Raw genomic sequence first — 23,903 nt, 5'->3', positions numbered from 1 at the left:
GAGTTGGACTGCTTTCACGGTGGCCGCGACGGCAACCCGCGTTGGCCATCGTAGCTGCGCTGGCACTCGTTGCAGCTGTACTCGGTTGCGGGGCTTTGCGAGCCGAAATGGCCGCCAACGCCTCGCCGCCGGAGGCGGCCGCCTCGTCGGTCAGCCCGCTTTCCAACCCCATGCACTCCGACCACGAGTCGGTTCCGGTACGTCGCCTCGGCGTCGGATCCACGGTGAACGACGACAAGGCGTTCAAGAGCGTCGCGTTAAAGCGTGATCGTGGAAGCACTTTCGCTCTTTCGACGCCTCGGCAATCCGGATCGTCGGCCCCACCCACCCTCGGCATAATTTGGTCCCAGCAGCGCGTCGATACGCCGGCACGCGCGCCGGCGTCCAGTCCCGCCGGGCACAATATTTTGATTCAGTTCTGCGTCGCCCGTTGCTGATCGGGCGCGTCACCTCGCCGGCGCGCAATACCCACCCGCGGCGGATCAGACGCTAGCCGCGATCAGCTCCGGTGCCCCCGGCATCTGCTGATCGGTCGTCGTCTGGGCCGTTCAGCAGACGTGTTGTGGCCATCACACACACCCCGGTGCTGCCGGGAAACAGGTGTGCCAATTCGCGCAATAGCGAGGTCAATCCAACGAACCCGGGTATGCGGGCTCACCAGGTCGCGTCGCGTGATGCGTTGGGGACTCGGGCTTTTCATCACCACATCGATTGCGTGACCGGATGTCGCGTGCGACCGCCGCGGCGTCAGCACGGTCCGCCCAGAGAACTGACAAGGGGACAGAGATAGGCATGGATTTTGGCGCGTTACCACCGGAGATCAACTCTGGTCGGATGTATTTGGGGCCCGGTCCCGCAAGTTTGCTGGCCGCCGCGGCGGGATGGGAGACGCTGGCGGCCGAGCTGACTGATGCCGCCGGCAGCTACCAAGCCGTGATCGCCGGCCTCACCGACGAGTCCTGGTCGGGGCCGGCATCGATGTCGATGGTGGCCGCGGTCATGCCCTACATCGCGTGGATGGCGGCGACCGCCGAGCAATGCCAGCAGGCCGCCGCCCAGGCCACGGCCGCCGCGGCGGCCTTCGAAACCGCGTACGCGATGACGGTCCCCCCTCCGCTGGTCGCGGCCAATCGGATTCGGCTGCTGGCCCTGATCCAAACGAACATCTTTGGGCAGAACACGCCGGCGATCATGGCGACCGAAGCCGAGTACAGCGAAATGTGGGCGCAAGACGCGACTGCGATGTACGGCTACGCCGCCAGTTCGGCGTCGGCCTCGGCGCTTTCGCCCGTGGCGTCGCCGCCGCCCCAAACGGCGACTTCGACCGCCGTCGCCGGCCACATCGGCGCCGTCACCCACGCGGCGCTGCAATCCGGCAGCACCGCCCACGCGACGGCGACGCAGTGGGCCTCCTCTGTGCCGCAAACCCTGCAAGGCCTTTCGACACCCGGCTCGTCCTCAAGCACGGGGCTGTCGCAGGCGGCGATGGGCACGGGCGCTTCGCTGGGATCGTCGGGGGCCACCGCCCCGCTCAGCGCGCTGTCGGGTCTGACCAACGCCTCCGGCAAGGGCGCGACGAAGAGCGCGAGCACGGGCGCGGGCGCCGCGACGGGACTGGCCTCCACACTCGCCGCCGCGCCGGCGCTCGACGGCGGTACGGGCGCGCTGGCGGGAGAGGCGGCGGGTTTCGGCGCCGACGGCGCCGGCCTGATCGCCGACACCGGAGGAATCGGCATAGACCTCTACGGGCTCGATTTGGATTACCAGGGGCTCGGTTTGGACTACCAGGGGTTGGCACTGGACTACGCGGGCGCCGGTTCCATTTTGGGGGCCGAGGGCGCCAGCGGCGTGGAGGGCATCAGCGGTATGGGCGCCGCCGCGGGTCTGGGCAATCTCCCGCCGGTCGCGGGATTGGGTCACGGCGTTGCGGCGGGCGTGGGCCAAGCCAGCTCGCTGAGCACGTTGTCCGTGCCCCCGAGTTGGGCCGCCACCGTTTCGTCGGTCACGCCCCTGCAGGCCCTCCACTCCAGCGCCATGCCGGGCGGATGGGCCGCGGCGCCGTCCCCCGGCCCGACCGTGTCCAAGCTGCCGCTGGGCGGCATGGTCGGTCGCGAGTCCGAGGGTGCGGTTCAGCGCGTCGGTTTGCGCGTCTCGCTCATCCCGCATTCGCCAGTGGCCGGATGATACAGCGCCCCCGTCCGCAGCCCGTCACGGGAGGCGCAAGCTCGTCGAATCCGAAGGAAATCGCAATGGACACACCCACACCACACCGGTCTGCGCACCGGCCGCCGAACCGAAAACCTTTGGCGCTCCTGACAAACCTGTGCGCCGCGGTCATCGTGGCGCTCGGGGCGTCGACGCCGATACACGCCGGCGCCGACCCGGATCCGGGTGACGACGGCCCCAATCCCTTTGGCGGCCTCAGCTGCAGCTGCACACAGACCAGCCCTGCCGGCGCCCCCGCCCAGCGGCAGCAGCTCATCGGGGGCTTACAGCAGGGACTCGCTGTCGGGCAACGGGAACCGAACCTTGCCTCGTCGCCGGCAACACCACCGGCTTGACCCGCCACCTTCTAGGAACTGGCCCGCCCCGATCTGCACATTGACGTAGAGGAGCACGTGATGCCCGACCGGGTGTTATCCGCCGAACTCATGCGGCAACACCGCGAAATAGGCGCTGCGATCGAATGTTTCGTCGGAAAGCTCGACGGCGGCGACCGGCAACCCGAGCTGCTGAGGGCGACGATGGACGCGCTGCGCCGGCACATCTATCTGGAGGAGACCTTCCTGTTCCCGCCGATCCGCAAGGCGGGGATCATGATGCCCGTCTTCGTGATGATGCGTGAACACGGCGAGCTATGGCGGACGATGGAAGCCCTGACGCGACTGCTCGCCGACCGGACAGGCGGTCCACTGCTCGACGCCACCTGCAACCAGCTGCTGGACCAACTGCACGGGCACAACTTCAAAGAGGAGCCGGTGGTGTATCTGCACGCCGACTACGATTTGCCGGCGCCGACGAGCGCGCAGCTCACCCGGTTCGTCGTCACGGGCCGCATACCCGATGGATGGGTTTGCCAGCAGGCGGGCACGAAACGCGGTCGCTAGCCGGCTAACCGGGGTCGTGCGGCCCGCATTCGGGCGTGATGCAGCTCATAGTGAATTTCTACAATCGTCATTGTGTAATTACCCGGACACGTTTCCCTCCCTCACTCAGCCCGAGGAGCGCACCGGCACATGGCAATCCGATCAGCACCGTCACGACCTTCCACACCGGCACCCGCCGCGTCGTTGATCGGCAAGGGCTGGGCTCAGGGCGTGGCGCTGGTGATGATCTTCGGGTTCTTGGTGATGGGCATCTTGGTGTACCGGACCTACACCGCCTCAATGCCGTTGCCGGCCAACGTTGTTAGTGAGTCGGGCAAGGTGCTGTTCAGCGGCGCCCAGATCACCCGCGGCCAAGAGCTCTATCAGGCGCGCGGCCTGATGCAGTACGGGTCGGTGCTGGGGCATGGCGCTTACCTCGGTCCCGACTACACCGCGGAATATCTGCGCATGTCGACCAACGATGTGGCCGCGCAATGGCGGGCACAGGGGGCTGCTGACGCGAAGGAACGGGTGGTGGCCGAGTTTCGCACCAACCGCTACGACGCCGACACCAAGACGTTGGTGTTCACCGATAAGCAGGCGGCCGCCTTCGACCATCTCCAACAGCATTACGCGGATTACTTCGGCGAGAACTCCACCAAGTACGGGTTGCTGCCGCACATGATCACCAGCACGGCCGACATCCATGACCTCACCGCGTTTTTCGCGTGGACGGCGTGGGCGTCCGCCGCCGAGCGCCCGGGTCACAGTTACAGCTACACCAACAACTGGCCGGCCGAGCCGCGGGTCGACAATGGGCCCACCGCATCGATCGTGGTGTGGTCGGTGTTGTCGCTGGTCACGTTGCTGGGCGGGACCGGCATCATGTTCGCCGTGTACGGGCGGTGGAGCCAGAAGATCGGGTGGCACAGCGCGGAGGCATCCACGTTGTCGTTCCGCCAGCCCGGCGAGGTGGGACTGACCGCCTCGCAGCGCGCCGCGATCTGGATCTTCGCGATCGTCTCGGTGCTGTTCTTGGCGCAGACCCTGATGGGTGGCGCCGTCGAGCACTACCGCGCCGACCTGTCGGCGTTCTACGGGCTGGATCTGGCCAAGCTGTTGCCCTTCAACCTCGCCCGCACCTGGCACGTGCAGTTGTCGCTGTTTTGGACGGCGGCCGCGTTTCTGGCGGGGGGAATCTTCCTGGTGCCCTTCATCAGCCGTCGGGAACCGCGACGACAGAGTTGGCTGGTGTACGGGCTGCTGGGCGCGCTCGTCTTGGTGGTGGGCGGCTCATTGATCTGCGAGGCCCTCTCAATCTACGGGGTGATTCCCGCGGGTGGCTTGTTCTCCCAGCAGTGGGAATTCCTCGACCTGCCGCGGCTGTGGCAGATCCTGCTGACGGTCGGCCTGTTCTTGTGGATCGCGATCATCTGGCGCGGCATCCGCGGCAAGCTCAAGGGCGAGTCGAAGATGAACCTGCCGTGGATGTTCTTCTTCACAGGGCTGGCGATCCCGGCCTTCTACGCCGTGGGCCTGTTGGCGGGCCACGACACCCACTACTCGGTGGCCGACTTCTGGCGGTTCTGGGTGGTCCACCTGTGGGTGGAGGACTTCCTCGAGCTGTTCACCACCGTGATGGTGGCCTACATCTTCGTCCTGCTCGGGGTGGTGCGCGAGCGGATCGCGCTCGGAGTGATCTTCCTCGACATCATCCTGTACTCCGCCGGCGGTGTGATCGGGACGATGCACCACCTGTATTTCTCCGGCACGCCCGTGGAACACATGGCGCTGGGCGCGTTCTTCTCCGCCGCCGAAGTGATCCCGCTGACCTTCCTGACCGTCGAGGCCTGGGCGTTCCTGCAGCTGGGATCTCGCCAACAAAGCCACGAAACACCGTTCCCGCATCGCTGGGCGGTCATGTTCCTGGTGGCGGTTGGATTCTGGAACTTCTTGGGCGCGGGCATCTTCGGGTTCCTGATCAACCTGCCCATCGTGTCCTACTACCAGATCGGCACCGCCCTGACCGCCAACCACGCCCATGGAGCGATGATGGGTGTGTACGGCATGCTCGCCGTCGGGCTGGCCATGTTCGCCTTCCGTTACGCGATCCCGGCCGACAAGTGGCCGGAGAAGTGGGCGCGGCTGTCCTTCTGGTGCATGAACATCGGCCTGGCCTGGATGGTGTTCGCCACCTTGCTGCCGCTGGGGGTGTTGCAGCTGTACCACTCCGTGAGCACGGGGTATTTCGAGGCGCGGTCGCTGGGCTACCTCACCCGTCCCGGCAACTCGCTGATCGAATGGCTGCGGCTGCCTGGCGATTTCGTCTTCATCCTCGGCGGTGTCTTGCCGTTCGTCTGGATCGCGTGGACCGCGATACGCAACGTCCGGCGCGCGCCGACCAGCGACGAGCTGCACGAACATCCGCTCTACACCGAACTCGACCCGACTCCGGCTGCATCGCAGAAGGGTTGACGATGACATCCCCCACCGCCGCGGCATGGCTGGTTGCCGGGTACGCACTGGCACTGGTGGGCACCGCCTGGGGTGTCGACGCGATGGCACGGCGCGTGTCGCAGCGCGCCGCGCAGTGGCGTAGCGGCCAATTCCGTTACCACGCCGACCATGACGCGTGGGTGTGCCCGGAGGACCACTGGCTGTGGCCGAGTTCCTTCGATCCGAAGCACCGGGTGATGCGTTACCGGGCCAAGCCCAGCGTGTGCAACAGCTGCCCGGTCAAATCGACCTGTACGACTTCGGAGCACGGGCGCGAGATCAGCCGCGAGATCGACCCCTGGCCGCATTCCGAAGCCGGACGCTTTCACCGCGGCATCGCTTGCTGCGTAGCGGCTTTGGGGGTGGTGATGCCGCTGGTGATGCTTGCCAGGCTGCACTCCCCCGCCGACCTGCTGGTACTGATCGGCGTCATAGCCATCGCGCTGGCGGCGGGGACGCCGCTGGCGGGCCATTTGTGGCATACCCCGTCCAACGCTCCCGGGCACGTGGCGCACCGCTCCGCGCTGGAAGACCAGGCGGCTCTCGCGGTCGACCGCTATTCGACCCGCTGGGGCGCGGGCCGACCCGAGAAGGACGCGGCGACGTGAGCGCGCTGTTGTGGGTGGCCGGGGTGACAATCGCGGTGCTGGTGGTCGTGCTGACATTTCTTTCGCTTGCGGTGGTGCGCGAGTACGAGCGTGGCGTGGTGTTCCGGATGGGCCATGCCCGCCCGTTGTACGGGCCGGGCCCACGGTGGTTGATTCCGCTGGTGGACAAGATGATTCGGGTCGATCAGCGGGTGGTGACATTGACCATCCCGCCGCAGGAGGTGATCACCCGCGACAACGTGCCCGCCCGGGTCAATGCGGTGGTGATGTTTCAGGTTGTCGACCCCCTCAAAGCGATTCTCGCCGTGGAGAACTACGCGGTGGCCACCTCACAGATCGCGCAAACCACCCTGCGCTCGCTGCTGGGCCGCGCGGACCTCGACACCCTCCTGGCCCAACGCGAGGACCTCAACAACGATCTTCGGACCATCATCGAGGCGCAGACCCGGCCCTGGGGGATCGAGGTCCGGGTCGTGGAAATCAAGGACGTCGAGATCCCCGAATCCATGCAGCGGGCGATGGCCCGGGAGGCCGAAGCCGAGCGTGAACGCCGCGCCAAGGTCATCAACGCCCGCGGCGAACTACAGGCGTCCGACGAGCTGAGCCAGGCCGCCGAGACCCTGTCGAAGAATCCGGCCTCGCTTCAACTCCGGTACCTGCAAACACTTTTGGAGTTGGGCGCCGATCAGAATTCGACCGTGGTTTTCCCACTGCCCGTCGACATACTCACGCCTTTCCTGCAGCGCTCGGTGACATCCCCGCCGTGATCCTCGCTGGGCATCGTCCGGCCGCGGGCGATGTCACACCTCGACGCGGATCGCCCGTTCCGGGCAGCTCGCCGCGCCCTCGAGGGCCTTCTCCAGCAGGCTGGGGTCGACGTGGGGCTTCACGACGACACAGTATCCCTCGGCATCGGGTTGGTAGATCTCTGGCGCGTGCGAGTAGCAGACGCCCCATCCCATACACCGGTTCCGGTTGACGACGACCCTTACCAACTCGCTTTCGTCCACCTCGGCCGCGGCGAAGCGGGCGCGTACGTCATCCTGCGTGGCGGGCGTGAGTTCCCGTTTGGTCACGAGGTTGACCGCGCGATCCACCAGCTGGGCGTTGGTGGTGGTCCGCGATATCGTCGGGCAATCCCCGATGCCCACCCGGATGCCGAGCCCGCGGTTGAGCGCATGTTCCCAAAGCTCTTGGCGCCGTTCGGCGGAGCTCATCGCATACGGAACGACAACGATCTCGTGGTCGATCCACTTCGGGATGCGCGAGACCAGGTAATCGAGGACATCGGGGTCGGGATCGTTATAGGAGACCCAGCGATCGGAAAAGAACAACTTGATGTTCAGCGGTTGCCGCAAGATCCCGATGCGGGCCGCCAGTATCACCCAGCGCAAGTCGACGTCGTTGAACACACCGATGCTGGGCACCAGGCCCAGCTTGGTGAACCGGTCGAGTTCGGGCGGGTAAGACGGCTGCGAACCGTTAGAATCGTCGAAACCGACCGTCTTGAACTGGTTTTCGTCCTCCTGCCACAGCACACGCTTGACGTGTTGGGCGGGGTCGAACGGCGCGAGCAGCAGTCCTGTACCGGCGGGTGGGTGCTCGGCCAGCGCCCAGATGTGGTCGAGGCTACCGGCGTAGCCCGGGTAGGCCAACGGGTCAACGTCGCGGGCCGCGGCAGCCAAGATGGTGCGGGAGACCTCGTCGTCGGCCCACGCCTGCCGGCCGTCGTCGTAGCGGGCATGGAATTGGACGGCGGTGGCTCCGCGCTGAATGCACTCGACCACGTCGCGCGCCGTCTCTTCGGCGCCGTAGGGCACATTCGGGTTTTCATCCTTGCTGACGTCTTCGTTGACCCCGACTTCGAGGTACACCTTGCCGTCGTCGCGAAAACTCATTGCGCCGCTGCCCTTTCTTCGCAGATGCCCATCGCCGGCCGGTGGCTGATCGCGGCCCGCGCGGCACATGCCCGCCCTATGTTTTTACAAATGAAATTGTGAAAAGTCTAGACGTCGTCGGGCGCGTTGACCAGAACGGACCGCATCGGACGACTGGCGCGGCGTGATGGCTTGCCTCACTGCGGCTGACCGCCTAGGGCGGTCCGGCCGAAACCCGCGGTAGACCGCTGCGAATTCCGACTCCGCAGCCACAATCGGCTTACCGCTCGCGATCCGGGGCACAATACAAGGCACCTACCTCTCGTTTCTGCACACCGTTGGAGCCGGCGCATGATCACACTGGACCGCCTGGTGAACGTCCTGGGTGGGTATGGCGTCCGGTTGCGTTGGTCGTCGGTGCCCCGCTCGACCGAGCTGCGCAGCGTGGTCGTCCACGAGCCGCCCACCGAACGGCCGGTCGTCGGCGACGTTTTGCTGGCCATCGGCGCCGGCTCCCACGACGAGGCGGTGCGCTGGGCGGCGTCGGCGCGCGCGATCGTGGTGGTGCTGAGCGACCGTGACGCGCCGGTGACCTTTGACAGCGACACCGGTGTCGGCGCGGTGATGGTCATCGACGAGGCGGTGTCATGGAGCGCGGTCGCGGCGGTGGTCTACGGCCTGGTGCTGGAAGGTCGCGAGACGGAATCCGGGCGCGGCCCAACCGATCTGTTCGCGCTGGCCGATAGTTTGGCAGACGCGATCGGTAGCGCCGTCGTCATCCACGACCGTCTGTTGCGGGTGTTGGCGTACTCGAGGCTGCAGCAACATGCAGACCCGGCACGGGTCGAGACGATCCTTGGACGGCAGACGCCGGAACCACTGCGCGCGCTGTTCGAGGCGCGTGGGGTGCTGGCTCACCTGGCGGTCTCCGACGAGCCGCTGTTTATCGCCGAGGCCCCTGACCAGGGTCTGACCGGACGCATGGTGGTTGCGGTGCGATCCGGCGCGGAACTGATCGGGTCGGTGTGGGTGGCATGCCCGGCGCCGCTGGACGACGCGGCGCGCGGGGCCCTGGCCGATGGCGCGCACACCGTGGCCCTGCACCTGCTGCGGTCACGCGCGAGCGCCGACCTGGAGCGCCAGGTCGAGTCCGAGCTGGTGATCCGATTGCTGGAGGGCGCGACCGACGCGTCCACGGTGGCGAGCAGGTTGGGCCTGGCGCACAACGGTTTGCGCGTGATCGCGGTGCAGGCGTTCGTCGGGACCGACCGCGATGCGGCGTTGCTGTTGGCGTTCGAGCGCGCCACCACGGGGTTCGGCTGGTCACGGCCGGGGCGCAGCGCGTTGGCGGGCAATATCGTCTACACCGTGCTCCCCGGCGAGGACGCGGCGACGGCGCGGCGCTGGGTGACGACTTTGCACGCGGCCCTGCCCGAGCGGGTGACGGTGATCGCCGGGATCAGCGGTGTGGCCGAGCTGGCGGACCTCGCCGCCGCTCGCCAGGAGGCCGACGAATGCCTGGCATTGCACGAGATGTCGCCGACCGCCGCGCCGCCGGCCTACGACGAGTCGTGGGACGACATCCTGCTGCAGCGGCTGCGAGCCGCGGCACGCTCAGGGCGCGCCCCGACCCGCGGACCGGTGGCCGAACTGCGCCGCCACGACCAGGCCAACGGAACGGACTACGTGCTCACGCTGCGAGCGTGGCTACAGGCCCAGGGCGACCCGACCGAGGCCGGCGAACGGCTGGGAGTGCACGAGAACACCGTCCGTTACCGGCTGCGCAAAATGGCCGAGCTCACCAACCTGTCGTTGGACGACGCCAGAAAGCGGCTGGCGATGATGATCGAGCTCGCGGCAACCGACACCGACTGACCGACGGGGCTGTCGGGATCCGACAAAGCGCCGCGGCCCGGTTGTCTTGGCTCGGCAAACCCTGTGGCGATCATGCCCGCCATCATGAGGTTGTCACCCGTGGCCGGTTTCAGTGGCGGCGTGTTTCCGGCTGCCGTGTGCGATCAAAGCCCGCGCCGACCCGTCGATAGGAAACATCCGATGAGCACCCACCGTCCCGATCATCTTCGGCCCGCAGGCGACCCGGACGATGGCGCCGCCATGGAGAGCTTCACAGTGCCGTTGCCGCGGGGACTGTCTTCGCGATTGTTCGGGCACAACCCGCTGATACGCGCCAGCGACCGGGTGGAGGCGCTGGTGTTGGTCTTGGCCGTCGCGATCTCGCTACTGGGGGTTCCCATCGGGGCTGCCGTGGGAACCGCCGTCCACGAGTCCAGCAGCCGCGTTCACGCCGAGCAGGCTCGCCGGCAGGTGACCGCGACGTCCATCGGCGACAGCCACTCGCGCAGGGATCTCGAAAGCCCAACGGTGACGGTGCCTGCACGATGGTCGGTCGACGGGATCGAGCACACCGGCGACGTTTCCGCGCCGTTGAACGTGAAGTCCGGTGACGCGTTTGAGATTTGGGTCGATGGCAAGGGCGCCCCGGTGCGCCCAGCGGTGCGGACCGCTGTCGACGCGGGGGTGGCGTTCGCCGTGGCGACCTGGTCCACCGTGAGTTTGTTGGCGGCGGGCTTGTTCGGCGTCGTCCGTGTCGCCCTCGACCGGTCGCGCTACGCCCGATGGCAACGGGACTTCGACAGCCTAGTTGGGCATTGATGAGGTAACGGCAGCAGCGGCGTTGTCGGTTCGGCACAACGGCCCAGTCCCGCATTGTCGGATTCCGGCAACCACCGCGGCACCCGTCCACACCACCATGGACTTCACCAGTCAGAAGATCAGTTGCGGAGGTGCGCGATGGGTGGCGTCGAATCTATTGACGGCGGGCCCAGATCCGTGATCGTCGTGGGCGCCGGCGTCGCCGGGTTGTCCACGGCGTGGTTCCTCCAGGAACGTGGTGTCGACGTCACGGTGGTCGACCGCACGGGCGTTGCAGCGGGCGCGTCATGGGGCAATGCGGGATGGATCGCCCCGGCACTGACTTTTCCGCTCCAGCCCGCCGGCGTGCTGCGCGACGAATGGCAGGCCGTTCGCGAGCCGGCCATGCCGCCGCAGCTGCCGTCGACCCTCGGCGCGCACCTGGGGGCCATTTTCATGCAGCTGTCCCCGCCTCATCGGCGTGCGTCGTCGCAGCGGGCCCTGCGCGCCGGCGTGGCGCTCAACGAGGACTGCATCGAAGCCTTCGACGTGCTGATCGCCAACGGGGTCGACGCACCGATCACCGACGCGCCGATCACCGCGCTGTTTCGCAGCACCAAAGAGGCGCAGCGCATGCTGGAATCGCTGCAGCAGCTCGAAAACGCCGGACAGCCAATGTATGTCACCGCGCTCTCCGGCGCGGCGCTGCGCGAGCAAGTGCCCCTGGCCTCCCCGGAAGTCACCGCGGGGCTAAACATCAATGGACAGCGGTTCGTCGACCCGCGACGGTTCGTCGAAGCCCTGGGCCGCTCGGTGATGGCCCGCGGGGCGGCGATGCACAGGCTGGAAGTCGACGACGTCCACGGCTCGAATCACGGGGCCGTGGTGCACCCGCGCCGCGGCGACCCGCTGACCGCCGATGCCGCGGTCATCGCCACCGGTGATCGGTTGTCGCGGCTGGCCGGCCGCTGGCTGCGCGTCCCCGTGCAGGCCCAGAGCGGCTACTCGTTCACCGTGCCGGTGGACCGCCCGATACTGGCGCCTATCTACCTGCCGGACATTCGGGTCGCGTGCACGCCCTACAAAGGCGCGCTGCGTGTTTCAGGCGCCTTGGAACTCCGCCGACGCCACCCGCCGCACCCACGCGAGCGGGTGGAGGCCATCGCCGCCGACGCCAGTTCCCTACTCGACGGGGTGGATTGGGCCGCGCGCAGCAATGTCTGGGCCGGTGCTTGCGCGGTCCCCCCCGATGGCCGCCCGCTGATCGGTGAGCTGGTGCGTGGCGTGTATGTGGCGGGCGGGCACGGCATGTGGGGTTTGGCACACGGCCCGGTGACCGGGCGGCTGCTCGCCGAACAGATCACCACCGGCAAGCAGCCCCAGGCTCTCGCCGAATTCGACCCGCGGCACCGGACCCTGCGTCACGCCACCCGTTAACCCCGGAAAGCAAGCCTTCCGCCAATCCTCGCCCGCGAGCACGTTCTCGGGCGCGCTCCAACGCTGTCAGAAGAAGGGAAAAGATATGACCAGCACTCAACCCGCATGGATTTCACCGCAGGCCTACGAGCGGCTTCAGCGGGAATTGGCGACGCTGCGGGAGTTGTGTGACACCAACGCCGTCGGTAGCGCCAATGACGAGAATTCGATCGCCGTCCAGCGTGCGTGGCAGGTGCGCATCCGACGGATCCATGAGTTGTTGGTCGATGCGGTCGTCGGTGAGGACCCGCCCGATGACGGGATCGCCGAGCCCGGAATGGTTTTGACCATCCGCTACGACGACACCGGCGAGGTCGAAACGTTCCTGTTCAGCGTGCGCGGCGCCGAATACGGTGGCATGGAGGTCTATTCGATCCGATCACCGCTGGGCGCCGCCATCGCCGGTGCGCGTCCCGGCGAGCAGCGCACCTATACCCTGCCCAGCGGTGTCGCGCTCACCGTCACACTGCTGAAGGCCGTCCCCTACGGCGTTCACCTAGCCGGCATCAGCTGATGGCGATTCCATGATTTTCGATGTGATCGACCCGTTGGCGACGATGTTTCTTCTGGTCGCGGGGATCTTTCTGCTGATGGCCGTCGCGTACGGGCGAATGTGATGGGTGAGGCGGGGATTCACGTCACAGGGTGACGAGCAGCAGCACGCACGCGGTGCTCACCCCGAGATTCCCCGTGGCCGCTCGCGCGGCATGACGACCGCGGTCACGCTTGCTCGGGTTCCTGCTTGGGCAGGCTGGCCACCAGCGGTGTGTCGACGCCGAGCGGGCCGATCTTGGCGGCCCCGCCCGGCGACCCCAGAGGCTCGTCACGGCCTTCCAGCGTCTCGGAAAAGAACGCCGCATTGTCCGCCTGATACGGCTGCAACTCCTCGGGCAGGTCATCCTCGTAGTAGATCGCCTCGACGGGGCAAACGGGTTCGCACGCCCCGCAATCCACGCACTCGTCGGGATGAATGTACAGCGCCCGGCCACCCTCGTAGATGCAGTCGACCGGGCACTCCTCGACGCAGGCCCGGTCCATCACGTCTACGCATGGCTTTCCTATCACGTATGCCATGCCGTAGAGTTTACACAAGTTGGCTTGTATAAACCAGATGGAGCGGGCGCCGATGACCGAGAACGCGAAACCCCTGGCCGACAACGAACTCGGCGACGCGCGGCTGCCCAGGTCCGGCATGCGATCGACGGTCCTGGCCGCCGATGCCGGCTTGCCGACAGGCCGATTGCCCGAAGACGCCCGAGTGGCCAAGCGGTCCGGCATGCGCGAACAACACCTGGACTGGAACATTGTCACGCTGCCGCCCGACGGCGAAATCGACGCCCCCAGAACCGAAGTCGACGCCATGATCCACGTGCTGTCCGGCAGCGGCCGGCTCACCACCGCCAAGAACACGATCCAACTGGCGCCCGGCGCCGTGTTATGGCTCCCAGGTCGGGCGCGTCCGCAGTTCATCGCCGGCCCGGACGGACTTCGCTACCTGACGGTGAACCAGAAGTGGAAAATCCTGCCGCCGTAGTTGGAGGAAGCGATGGCAACAATCCTTGATTCAAGGAAGTTGTCGGCTCGCTGGCTATTTCCTGCGCGGCAGGGACCGATTGGATGCATAGCCTACTGACGGGACGGAGGCGTTTGATGACTTACAACGGGAATATTCGAGTGTGGCGCGGCGACGAGCACGGGGGCGAATTCCACGAGTTCTCCGTCGAAGTCAACGAGGGCGAGGTCGTGCTTGACATCATCCACCGGCTGCAGGCCACGCAAGTTCCCGACCTCGCAGTGCGCTGGAACTGCAAAGCGGGCAAATGTGGGTCGTGCTCCGCGGAGATCAACGGCTACCCGCGGTTGATGTGCATGACCCGCACGTCGAGCTTCACCGAGAACGAAGCCGTCACCGTCACCCCGATGCGAGCCTTCCCGGTAATTCGCGATCTCGTCACCGATGTCTCGTTCAACTATGAAAAGGCCAGAGAGATACCGTCTTTTGCACCGCCGAAGGATCTTGGTCCCGGTGAGTACCGGATGGCCCAGGTCGACATCCAGCGCTCGCAGGAGTTCCGCAAGTGCATCGAATGCTTCCTGTGCCAGAACGTCTGCCACGTGATCCGTGACCACGAGGACAACAAGCGAGCGTATGCGGGACCACGCATGTTCATTCGCCTCGCCGAACTGGAGATGCATCCCCTCGATACCGCCGATCGACGTGACCTCGCCCACGATCAGCAGGGACTGGGACTGTGCAACATCACCAAATGCTGCACCGAGGTCTGCCCGGAGAACATCAAGATCACCGACAACGCCATCATTCCCATGAAGGAACGCGTCGCCGGCCGCAGATACGACCCGGCGGCCTGGCTGGGGCGCAAATTCTTTCGCCGGTAGTGCGCCCCTCGGCGTTCAGCGCGGGACCAGGCTGTCGAGTTCCGGCGAGTCCGCGCCCGTCAGCCGTCGGTGCATCGCCCAGGCGATCCGGGCGCCCTGGATCTTCGCGCGCTCGGCGATGGGCCCCCGGAACATCTCATCGACGGTGGCGTTCCATACGGTCAGCCAGCGGACGAAATGGCTGTCCCCCAACGGGATTCGTTGATGGACGTGCCGGTGGGCGTGCAATGCGCTGCCGCGGTACAGTCCGGCGCGGAACAGCACCGTCTCCCAGAAGTTGGCCATCACCGGGATGTGCGACTCCAGGCCCTTGCTCCGCAACTCCGAGAAGGGTTCGGCGAGGGTGTCGTCGACCATCACCCGGCCATAAAACCGGCGCAACAGCGCCTCGATGTCCGCGCGGGCGACCAGATCTGCGTCCGCCTGGCCGACGGGAACACACAACTCAGTCATGCGCGATCACCGTCGCGAGGCACAATTCGGGTTCGACGAACGGCTCCAGCTCGACGTGCATCCCCGGAGTCGAACCGACCGGCTTCGTCGGGCCGGCCAGACCCTGCAGCAGGCCGCGATGCAACGCGCACGCCACCTCGGGGTGATCACGGGCCAGATCGCGGACCGGGCAGCTGTGCAGGCGGATCGTCCGCTGATAGTCGCGAGTCGATTTTTGTGCCGGAACCGGCTCGGGACCGAATCCCATCCTGTCGAATACCGTCGTGATCATCGCCGATCGCTCGTCAGCGGCCTTCTTCGGTGCCGCGTCGGATGGAACACGTTGTCCCGCAGCGTCTTCGTGCGGGACGTCGTCGGCGATCCGCTCGGCCCAGCGACGGCCGGCGGCTTCGGCGCGGCGCCGCCTCTTATCGGCGGTATCACCGAGTTCCAAGGCCAGGATCTCGGCCAGGATTCGATAGTCCAGTCGCTCGCGCACCGCGCGGTAGCCGGTGCGGGGCCGGCCCACACCGGTCCTCGTGATCCGGGTCCGCTTGACCAGTCCCTCGGCGCACAACGCGTCGAGATGAAAACGCACCGTCGTCGTGTGCAGCGCAAGCCGCGCGGCGAGTTCGGCCGCATCGACCGGTTCGCCATGCTCGCGCACCAGTTCAAAAACTCGTTGGCGCTGCCGGTTCTGCGCCGCGCGGTGCGGCCGTCCGGCCTCGTCTCCGTGCTGCTCGCCCACCCCGTCCGTCCTCTCGTCCGGTTGCCTTCTGGCTATTTCGAGGATATTATTCATTAATAATAGCACCGCACTCCCCAGATGTCTCCGGTAGCGAACGACATTGGGGCAGCACAGAAACCGGAGGTGCGCCGTGTTGGACACCATGGTAGAGACCCAGGTCATCGAGAACGCGGTCCGGTTGGCCTGCCGCGCTCCGTCGCTGTACAACACCCAGCCCTGGCGGTGGGTGGCCGACGGCCCCCGGCTGGACCTGTTTCTCGATGTGGCCCGTGTCGTACACGCGGATCGATCGATGCGCGAGGCCCACATCGGCTGCGGCGGTGCGCTCGAACACCTTCGGGTGGCGATGGCCGCCGCGGGCTGGAGCGCCGAGGTCGACCGGTTTCCCGATCCGGACAATCCCGCGCACCTGGCCAGGGTGACCATCGCCCCCACGGACGCAGTGACGGACGAGCAGCGGCGGCGCGCCGACGCGATCCTGCGACGTCGAACCGATCGTCTGCCGTTCCTCGCGCCGGTGGACTGGGAATCGTTGGAGGCCGCGCTGCGCGGTCGACTCGGCGCCGGCGCGGTGCGATTGGATGTACTGCCGGAGGAGATGCGCCCACGGCTGGCCGAAGCTGCCGCGTTCACCGAGTCGCTGCGCCTCTATGACTCCTCGTACCATCTCGAACTCGACTGGTGGACAGGGCCGTTCGAGGCATCAGAGGGGATCCCCTATAGCTCGTTGATTTCGGCGGCCGAGTCAAAGCGGGTTGGCGTCAACCGCCACTTTCCCTTCACCCGCGATCTGGACAGGCGCGCCGGCGTGACGCGAGATTTCTCGAAGATCCTGATGCTGTCCACCGAAGATGACAGTCACGCCAACGCGCTGGCGTGCGGCGAGGTGCTCTCGAGCGTCCTTCTGGAATGCACGATGGCCGGTTTGGCCACCTGCCCCGTATCGCAACTGACCGAGCTATCGGTCAGCCGTGAACTACTCGCGGCACTGACGGGCCATACCGATCTCCCCCAGGTGTTGATCCGAGTGGGTGTCGCACCGGCACTCGACGCGGCACCACCACCCACGCCGCGGCGCGCGCTCGCCGATGTCTTGCGGCTGACGAGTTGAGTCTCGCCCCCGCGACCACTGCCCTTTGATCCGCTTCTTTGACTACGGTGGTGAAGGGGTCGCCCACAACCGGTGAGGTGAATGCGATGGCATCGAACAGCTTTGGAACCCTGGACCGGCTTACGGTCGACGAGCAGTCATACCTCATCCACCGCCTTGATCGAATCGACGGTTCGGCCCGGCTGCCGTACAGCCTGAAGGTTCTGCTGGAAGATCTGCTGCGCAACGAAGACGGCCATCTGGTGACGGCCGAGCAAGTCCAGGCACTGGCAGATTGGGATCCGGCCGCCGAACATGGCCGGGAGATCGCCTACACCCCCGCCCGTGTCTTGATGCAGGACTTCACGGGCGTGCCATGTGTGGTCGACCTGGTCGCGATGCGCGACGCCATCACCGATCTGGGCGGCGACACCAAGAGGATCAACCCGCTGTGCCCGACCGAGTTGGTGATCGACCACTCGGTGATCGCCGATGTCTTCGGACGCGCGGACGCGTTCAAGATCAACGCGGAGCTGGAGTTTCAGCGGAACGCTGAGCGCTACCAATTGCTGCGCTGGGCGCAGCAGGCATTCGACGACTTTTCGGTAGTGCCTCCAGACACCGGCATCTGCCACCAGGTCAACCTTGAATACCTGGCCCGAGTGGTGTTCACCCGCGACAGCGCGGACGGCCCGCTGGCCTACCCCGACACCCTGGTCGGCACCGACTCGCATACCCCGATGGTCAACGGCCTGGGTGTATTGGGCTGGGGCGTGGGCGGCATCGAGGCCGAGGCGGCGATGCTGGGCCAACCGATGAGCATGCTGCTCCCGCCGGTCGTCGGCCTCAAACTCAGCGGCGAACTACCGGCCGGCACCACGGCCACCGACCTGGTGTTGACCGTGGCCGAGCTGCTGCGTCGTACCGGCGTGGTCGGCAAATTCGTCGAATTCTTCGGTCCCGGGGTGGCCAACGTGCCGCTGGCCAACCGGGCCACCATCGGCAATATGAGTCCGGAGTACGGGGCCACCTGCGCGATCTTCCCCGTCGACGCCGTCACGTGCGACTACTTGCGGCTGACCGGCCGCTCCGAACACCAGATCAAGCTGGTCGAGGCTTACACCAAAGAGCAGGGCATGTGGCACGACCCCGACCGCGAGCCGACGTACTCGCAAGTCCTCGAGTTGGACCTGGGCAGCATCGAGCCGTCGATCGCCGGGCCGAAACGGCCGCAAGATCGCATCCCGCTGCGGTTGGCGCCGCAGACCGTGTGCGCGCTGCTCGGCGGGGCGAAGACAACCGAGGAGGCCTTGTCCGAACTCGATGAGGCTTCGGCAGACTCGTTCCCGGCCAGCGACCCGATCGCGTTCGGCAACACCAGCAGCCCTGCGGGCAGACCGCGTACGCCGGACACCGACTGCGTCGAGGGTGAGTGGCTATCGACCGCCGTGGTCGTCGAATTGTCCGACGGCACCCGCACCGAAGTCGACAACGGTCACGTGGTGATCGCAGCGATCACGTCGTGCACGAACACCTCCAACCCGTCGGTGATGGTAGGCGCCGCACTGCTGGCCAAGAAGGCGGTGGAGAAGGGTCTCAGCCGCAAACCCTGGGTCAAGACCTCACTGGCCCCCGGTTCACGGGTGGTCACCGACTACTACGAAAAGTCGGGACTGACACCGTATTTGGACAAGCTCGGCTTCAACCTAGTGGGCTATGGCTGCACCACGTGCATCGGGAACTCTGGCCCGCTGATCCCCGAGGTGAGCACAGCGGTGACCGACAATGACCTGACGGTGTCTTCGGTGCTATCGGGCAACCGCAACTTCGAGGGCCGCATTCACCCCGAGACCAAGATGAATTTTTTGGCCTCCCCACCGCTGGTGGTCGCCTACGCGCTGGCCGGTACCTTGCACACCAATCTGCTGAGTGATCCGATCGGCACCGGCAGCGACGGCGGGCCGGTATACCTCCGGGACATCTGGCCGTCAGCCGAAGAGGTCGACGCGGTCGTCAAGGACCATCTGCAGGCCGAGATGTTCGCCGCGAGCTACGCCAATGTCTTCACGGGCGACGAGAACTGGCGTTCGCTTCCGGTGCCCGATAGCGACACCTTCCAGTGGGACGACGACTCCACCTACGTGCGTCAGCCGCCCTACTTCGACGGCATGACACGCGAACCCCGACCGATCGATGACATCACCGACGCGCGCGTGCTGGCCAAGTTGGGCGACTCGGTCACCACCGACCACATCAGTCCGGCAGGATCGATCAGAGCCGACTCGCCGGCTGGAAAGTATCTGTCCGAGAACGGCATTGAGCGCAAAGACTTCAACTCCTACGGATCCCGGCGCGGCAACCACGAGGTGATGATCCGCGGTACGTTCGCCAACATCCGGCTGCGCAACGAACTTGCCCCGGACACCGAAGGCGGTTTCACCCGCGACTTCACCCAGTCCGACGGGCCGGTTACCACCATTTACGACGCCTCGGTGAACTACATCGCAGCCGGCACGCCGCTGGTGATCCTGGCGGGTAAGGAATATGGCTCGGGCTCGTCGCGAGACTGGGCGGCCAAGGGGACCCTGCTGCTGGGCGTGCACGCCGTATTGGCGGTTTCCTATGAGCGCATCCACCGCTCCAACCTGATCGGGATGGGAGTGTTGCCGCTGCAGTTCCCGGACGGACAGGATGCCGAGTCGTTGGGACTGACCGGTGAGGAAACCTTCGACATCACCGGGGTGAGCGCATTCAACGACGAGCTGCCCGACACCTTGCACGTCAAAGCCGGTGACGTGGAGTTCGACGCGAAGGTGCGCATCGACACTCCCGGCGAAGCCGACTACTACCGGCACGGCGGCATCATGCAGTACGTGCTGCGCAAATTGCTCAGCAAAAAATAACGCAAACCGCTTGCCGGACACAATAACTCGAGAAGGAGACGCTCATGAAAGACGGCCTACACCCGCGGGCCACACAGGAGCGGAATGACGCCCATCACCGCTGACCGCGCCGCAGTCATCGCCACGATCGAGACGATTCCCCTGCGAATCCCGCTCAAGGCGGGCAGCACACCTGGAGCGTCGCTGTGGGGTGACCCGCTGTCCGCGGCGGACTCGCTGCTCGTCAAGGTGACCACCGATGACGGAGTGGAAGGTTGGGGGGAAGCCTTCGGTTTCAAAGCCGTCGATTCGGCCCAACTTGCTGTTGATCAACTCATCGCACCGCTGTGCATCGGCAGGGACGCCACGCGAATCGGCCCGCTGATGCAGGAGATTCAAAAGAAGCTGCACGTGTTCGGGCGCGGCGGTGCGTTGACCTATGGCCTCTCGGCGGTCGACATCGCCCTGTGGGACATCGCCGGCAAAATCGCCAACGCTCCGGTGTCCCAGCTTCTCGGTGGCGGGGCCGCCGCCATGCCGTGCTACGCAAGCCTCGCCTGCTATTCCGACCCGTCGCTGGTCCGGGTCGTCGTCCGGAAAACCCTCGACGCCGGCTTTGCGGCGCTCAAGCTGCACGAGGCGGGCATGCCGGCGATCCGCGCGGCCCGCGAGGAAGCCGGCCCCGACGTCGAGCTGATCGTGGACGCCGGCTGCCCTTGGACGCTGACCGAAGCCGCTGCCGTCGCCGACGAACTCAGGGCGGTTCGGCTCAAATTTCTCGAGGAGCCGCTGTGGCCGCCGGAGAATTTCGAGGGCCTGGCCGCACTGCGACGAACCACCGGCATCCCGATCTCGTCCGGCGAGAACGCTTCTACCCTACTGGAATTCGAGCGGATGCTCGCCGCGGGAGCGGTGGACTTTGTTCAGCCCAGCCCGGCCAAGATGGGAGGCATCAGCGAGTTGAGCGAGGTTTTTCCTCTCGCGTCGGTTCACAACAGCCCGGTGATGACGCACTCCTTTTACGACGGTCCCGGACTGCTCGCGGCACTTCATGCGACCGCTGCGCTCGGCGGCGCCGACGCCATGATCGAGTGGCGCTGGTTCGAGCTGGAAGCGTTCATCTACGGCGATGCCCTGGCCCCGAAGGCGGGCCGGATTACGGTCCCGCAGGGGCCGGGCCTGGGCATCGACCCCGATCCCGACGTCATCACCGCATACCGCCGGCCCACAACACCATGACGATGCCGATCGCTCTGGCCAACCCGCGCGGCGACCTCTAGAGTTTACACAAATAGAGCTTGTATAAATGCCGAGAACAGCGGAGAAAGGGATCGGGGACTATGAGCATCGCGGAACGTGCGGCGCGAACCACCTGGGAAGGCCCGCTGGCGTCGGGCGAGGGCAAGCTGTCGCAGGATAGCAGTGGAGCCCTCGACGGCCTGCCTCTGACCTGGGCGTCTCGCACCGAGCAGCCCGACGGCAAGACGAGCCCGGAAGAACTCGCGGCGGCGGCGCACTCGTCGTGCTTTTCGATGGCCTTGGCCCTGAAATTGGGTGAGAACCACACTCCGCCGCAGCGACTCGAGGTCACCGCCACCGTAACCCTCGATGCGGTCGACGGAGTTCCGACCATCACCACGTCGCGGCTGAAGGTCAGGGCGAGCGTCGCCGGTGTGGATGCCGAATCCTTTGCGGCCGTGGTCGATCAGGCCGCAGCCCTGTGTCCGGTGTCGCGACTCTTCGCCGGCGCCACGATCAGCGTCGACGCCGAGCTCGACTAGAACAGCACCTGACCCTGACGCGGAGGAGATACGGATGACCAGTATGACGGTATCTGCCGAGCTGACACGAGAACACCGCGAAATCGATCACGCGATATTGGCTTTCAGCGAAAAGCTGGACGGTGGCAGCATGCAGGGCGAACTACTGACCGACACGCTGGAAGCGCTGCGTCGGCACATCTACCTCGAGGAGGTCATCCTGTTCCCTCCGCTGCGGGAGGCCGGGATCGTGATGCCGATCTTTGTGATGATGCGCGAGCACGGTGAGCTCTGGCACACCATGGCCGCGCTGGAGAAGCTGCTCGCCGACGGGAACGACTTTCAGCGCCTGAGGGATACGTGCACGCAGCTGCTGGATCAGCTTCACCAGCACAACTCCAAGGAGGAGCCGGTCATCTATCCGAACGCCGATACCGGCCTGCCGCCACAAACAAGCGCGGAGCTGACCCGGTTCATCGAGACCGGACACACCCCGCAGGGGTGGATGTGCCAGCAGGCCAACGCGTGAGGCGTTAGTCTCCTGGCCTAGAGCGCAACCGGCCGGGGTATCGAAGGAGGATTCTCAATGCGCGTCGTAGTGGACCGTGATCGCTGCGAGGGCAACGCCTTCTGCGTGAACATCGCGCCCGACGTGTTCGAGCTCGACGATGACGAGTACGCCGTGGTCCGCACCGACCCGGTTCCCCCAGAGCAGGAAGCGCTCGCCGAGCAGGCCGTCGCCGCGTGCCCGCGCGCGGCGCTCTCGCGCGAAGACTAGATGCTCGGCGAATCACCCTGACAGCAAACGGTTTCCGGGCTAGGCCTGGGCCGTACCGACCCTCATCGCTTGATCAGCCGCAACCGCCACGCCTCCGGACCGCGCTGCTCGTAGCGGATCTCGAGTCGGCCCGAGACGCGGTGGTCGAGCTGGCGCAGCAGCGGAATCGGGTCATGGGGAGCCACCAGCACCAGGGCACCACCAGCCGGAACCGCGTCGAACGCGCCGAACACCGTCGCGTGCCGGATCGAATGCGGCACCTCACGGACGTCGAGCACGGGATCATCGGAATCGGTTTCGCCGCAGCCGCAATTGTGCGATGGCTCCGCGCCGTTGACGGCATGCGTGCGGCCGAGGAGTTCGTGCATGCCCTCGGTCACCTCCACCAGGGAGACATCCGGGTCGGCGGCGACGATCGGCAGGATCCGCTCGTTCTCGTCGACCAGGTGTGCGTCGAACAGCACCCGCAGGGCTTGGGCGGAACCGGCCGCGCGCACCGGCGGTTCCGTGCGGATGCCGTCGACGAGGGAGCCGATGATGCGGTGCGCCGCGATCATCGATTCGATCAGGGGCCGCGCCCGCGGGGTGCGCGTGGCGGCCGGGTACAGGCGGTCCTCCTCGGCGGCCGCGTGCGGCAGCAATTCACCGGCCAGGAAGACCAGGGCCGCGGCACGCGCCGGCTCGAAGTCCGCGCCGCGCTCGACCGCCGTGACCATCGCGTCGGTGAGCACCGCGAGCTGCCCGGCCAGCTGCGCGTGGTGGTTCGTGATGGCTTCGACCGCGCCGGCATCGGCAGCTGTGGACGCCACGATCACATCGTTGGCCGGCATGTTCGGTTCCTTTCGTCGAGCCCGATCGCCACGCTGAGCTCATTGCAGTGTGCGACGTCCAATAATTTACTACAATAAATTCCGTGAAAAAAGAGCCGGTCGTCCTGGGCCCCCGACCGACGCCGGTGCTTGAGGCGCCCGTCGCGCTGTCCGGGCAGCGGCTGCGGGTGCTCGACCACGTGCGCGCGCACTCCCCCGTCCGGGTCATCGACGTGGCAGCGGCTCTTGACCTGCACGCCAACACCGTTCGCGAGCATCTGGACGCCGTCGTCGAGCTCGGGCTCGTCGAGCGATCCACCGCCAGGACACCCGGGCGCGGGCGTCCGGCAACGCTGTATCGGGCTTCGGCCGCCGACCCCGCGGTGGCGATGCGGGACTACGCGGGTTTGGCGACCGCGCTGGCCGGACAGCTGGCTCGCACCAGCGCGCAGCCCGAGCGCGACGCGCGCGCCGCAGGCGTCGAGTGGGGACGCGAACTCCTCGACGAGCGCAGCCACGCCGGCGGCGATGCGCGGCGGTCCGTGCTCGAGGCGCTGGCCCGCCTCGGTTTCGCGCCCGACGTAGCGGGCGCACACCGAGGCATCGCCCTGCGCCGCTGCCCGCTGCTGGACGCCGCCCGTCGCTACCCGGCCATCGTCTGTCAGGTCCACCTCGGGATCGTCGAGGGAATGCTGGAGCGGCTCGGCGTCACCGACACACCGGGCCTGGACCTCATTCCGTTCGCCGAACCCGGTGCCTGCCGACTGTTCTTGCCCGAACCCGTTGTGCTGCATCATGACTGACCGCGTCTT

Annotated in this window: 24 protein-coding genes; 19 read left to right on the top strand and 5 right to left on the bottom strand. The window is 66.4% G+C overall.

The genetic code is table 11. The features are described 5' to 3' along the window. Positions 1-107: 107 nt before the first annotated feature. From K883_RS26910 to K883_RS17455, 6 genes are all read left to right on the top strand, one after another. Positions 108-437 carry a hypothetical protein gene (locus K883_RS26910; RefSeq protein ID WP_020822183.1) on the top strand — a complete coding sequence of 110 codons (330 nt, stop codon included), beginning with the start codon at positions 108-110 and terminating at the stop codon, positions 435-437. Between the two features lie 355 nt (positions 438-792). Then, complete coding sequence (locus K883_RS17475; protein WP_036455065.1) at positions 793-2,184, top strand: PPE family protein; 1,392 nt, start codon at positions 793-795, stop codon at positions 2,182-2,184. Between the two features lie 437 nt (positions 2,185-2,621). Further along, positions 2,622-3,107, top strand: coding sequence for a hemerythrin domain-containing protein (locus K883_RS17470; protein WP_029248447.1), 486 nt, complete (start codon positions 2,622-2,624; stop codon positions 3,105-3,107). A gap of 129 nt (positions 3,108-3,236) precedes the next feature. Further along, positions 3,237-5,561 carry a nitric-oxide reductase large subunit gene (locus K883_RS17465; RefSeq protein ID WP_036455062.1) on the top strand — a complete coding sequence of 775 codons (2,325 nt, stop codon included), beginning with the start codon at positions 3,237-3,239 and terminating at the stop codon, positions 5,559-5,561. 2 nt (positions 5,562-5,563) lie between these two features. Further along, on the top strand, positions 5,564-6,190 hold the full coding sequence (locus K883_RS17460) for a hypothetical protein (protein ID WP_036455061.1): 627 nt from the start codon (positions 5,564-5,566) through the stop codon (positions 6,188-6,190). After that, complete coding sequence (locus tag K883_RS17455) at positions 6,187-6,957, top strand: slipin family protein (protein ID WP_008255514.1); 771 nt, start codon at positions 6,187-6,189, stop codon at positions 6,955-6,957. The genes K883_RS17460 and K883_RS17455 overlap by 4 nt, the downstream gene beginning before the upstream one ends. A gap of 33 nt (positions 6,958-6,990) precedes the next feature. Here K883_RS17455 and K883_RS17450 read toward each other — a convergent pair whose 3' ends face one another. Next, a complete protein-coding gene (locus K883_RS17450; RefSeq protein ID WP_036455059.1) occupies positions 6,991-8,088 on the bottom strand; it encodes a 3-keto-5-aminohexanoate cleavage protein in 1,098 nt (365 codons plus the stop codon). 330 nt (positions 8,089-8,418) lie between these two features. Here K883_RS17450 and K883_RS17445 point away from each other — a divergent pair, with 330 nt between their 5' ends. The 4 genes from K883_RS17445 to K883_RS17430 all read left to right on the top strand — a co-directional run bounded on the left by K883_RS17445 (position 8,419) and on the right by K883_RS17430 (position 12,709). Next, positions 8,419-9,942: a PucR family transcriptional regulator gene (locus K883_RS17445; RefSeq protein ID WP_036455058.1), complete on the top strand. Its 1,524-nt coding sequence runs from the start codon at positions 8,419-8,421 to the stop codon at positions 9,940-9,942. A 180-nt stretch (positions 9,943-10,122) separates the two neighbouring features. Then, positions 10,123-10,740: an Rv1733c family protein gene (locus K883_RS17440; protein WP_051197720.1), complete on the top strand. Its 618-nt coding sequence runs from the start codon at positions 10,123-10,125 to the stop codon at positions 10,738-10,740. Between the two features lie 138 nt (positions 10,741-10,878). After that, on the top strand, positions 10,879-12,156 hold the full coding sequence (locus tag K883_RS17435) for an NAD(P)/FAD-dependent oxidoreductase (protein WP_036455056.1): 1,278 nt from the start codon (positions 10,879-10,881) through the stop codon (positions 12,154-12,156). 85 nt (positions 12,157-12,241) lie between these two features. Then, complete coding sequence (locus K883_RS17430; protein WP_009976198.1) at positions 12,242-12,709, top strand: GreA/GreB family elongation factor; 468 nt, start codon at positions 12,242-12,244, stop codon at positions 12,707-12,709. Between the two features lie 206 nt (positions 12,710-12,915). Here K883_RS17430 and fdxA read toward each other — a convergent pair whose 3' ends face one another. Beyond that, entirely contained in the window at positions 12,916-13,269 is a 354-nt protein-coding gene (gene fdxA, locus K883_RS17425) for a ferredoxin (protein ID WP_008255500.1), read from the bottom strand. Positions 13,270-13,321: 52 nt separating this feature from the next. Between fdxA and K883_RS17420 the strand changes: the two genes are divergently transcribed. Beyond that, complete coding sequence (locus K883_RS17420) at positions 13,322-13,729, top strand: cupin domain-containing protein (RefSeq protein WP_231504851.1); 408 nt, start codon at positions 13,322-13,324, stop codon at positions 13,727-13,729. 116 nt (positions 13,730-13,845) lie between these two features. Further along, a complete protein-coding gene (locus tag K883_RS17415; RefSeq protein WP_036455053.1) occupies positions 13,846-14,592 on the top strand; it encodes a succinate dehydrogenase/fumarate reductase iron-sulfur subunit in 747 nt (248 codons plus the stop codon). Between the two features lie 15 nt (positions 14,593-14,607). On the opposite strand, the gene K883_RS17410 is transcribed toward K883_RS17415, so the two are convergent. Together K883_RS17410 and K883_RS17405 are read right to left on the bottom strand one after the other, a co-directional pair. Then, positions 14,608-15,045, bottom strand: a complete 438-nt coding sequence (locus tag K883_RS17410; protein WP_020822172.1) for a group III truncated hemoglobin — start codon at positions 15,043-15,045, stop codon at positions 14,608-14,610. Further along, positions 15,038-15,772 (bottom strand): helix-turn-helix transcriptional regulator, encoded by a 735-nt coding sequence (locus tag K883_RS17405; protein WP_008255493.1) that lies wholly within the window; start codon positions 15,770-15,772, stop codon positions 15,038-15,040. The genes K883_RS17410 and K883_RS17405 overlap by 8 nt, the downstream gene beginning before the upstream one ends. Positions 15,773-15,902: 130 nt before the next feature. Here K883_RS17405 and K883_RS17400 point away from each other — a divergent pair, with 130 nt between their 5' ends. The 6 genes from K883_RS17400 to K883_RS17375 all read left to right on the top strand — a co-directional run bounded on the left by K883_RS17400 (position 15,903) and on the right by K883_RS17375 (position 22,282). Further along, a complete protein-coding gene (locus tag K883_RS17400; RefSeq protein WP_020822171.1) occupies positions 15,903-16,883 on the top strand; it encodes an Acg family FMN-binding oxidoreductase in 981 nt (326 codons plus the stop codon). 86 nt (positions 16,884-16,969) lie between these two features. Next, positions 16,970-19,765: an aconitate hydratase gene (locus tag K883_RS17395; RefSeq protein WP_036455570.1), complete on the top strand. Its 2,796-nt coding sequence runs from the start codon at positions 16,970-16,972 to the stop codon at positions 19,763-19,765. 84 nt (positions 19,766-19,849) lie between these two features. Continuing rightward, on the top strand, positions 19,850-20,983 hold the full coding sequence (locus K883_RS17390; protein ID WP_020822169.1) for a mandelate racemase/muconate lactonizing enzyme family protein: 1,134 nt from the start codon (positions 19,850-19,852) through the stop codon (positions 20,981-20,983). Positions 20,984-21,084: 101 nt separating this feature from the next. Beyond that, positions 21,085-21,525, top strand: a complete 441-nt coding sequence (locus K883_RS17385) for an OsmC family peroxiredoxin (RefSeq protein WP_020822168.1) — start codon at positions 21,085-21,087, stop codon at positions 21,523-21,525. Positions 21,526-21,559: 34 nt separating this feature from the next. Beyond that, positions 21,560-22,033 (top strand): hemerythrin domain-containing protein, encoded by a 474-nt coding sequence (locus K883_RS17380; protein ID WP_036455052.1) that lies wholly within the window; start codon positions 21,560-21,562, stop codon positions 22,031-22,033. A 57-nt stretch (positions 22,034-22,090) separates the two neighbouring features. Continuing rightward, positions 22,091-22,282, top strand: coding sequence for a ferredoxin (locus tag K883_RS17375; protein ID WP_036455051.1), 192 nt, complete (start codon positions 22,091-22,093; stop codon positions 22,280-22,282). Between the two features lie 62 nt (positions 22,283-22,344). On the opposite strand, the gene K883_RS17370 is transcribed toward K883_RS17375, so the two are convergent. Next, complete coding sequence (locus K883_RS17370; protein WP_008255476.1) at positions 22,345-23,112, bottom strand: DUF2249 domain-containing protein; 768 nt, start codon at positions 23,110-23,112, stop codon at positions 22,345-22,347. A gap of 83 nt (positions 23,113-23,195) precedes the next feature. Between K883_RS17370 and K883_RS17365 the strand changes: the two genes are divergently transcribed. Next, positions 23,196-23,894: a helix-turn-helix transcriptional regulator gene (locus K883_RS17365; protein ID WP_020822165.1), complete on the top strand. Its 699-nt coding sequence runs from the start codon at positions 23,196-23,198 to the stop codon at positions 23,892-23,894. Positions 23,895-23,903: the final 9 nt, after the last annotated feature.

It is taken from the genome of Mycobacterium sp. TKK-01-0059, assembly GCF_000709305.1.
Classification (GTDB): Bacteria; Actinomycetota; Actinomycetes; order Mycobacteriales; family Mycobacteriaceae; genus Mycobacterium; species Mycobacterium intracellulare.
This window is presented reverse-complemented; position numbering and strand designations above follow the sequence as displayed.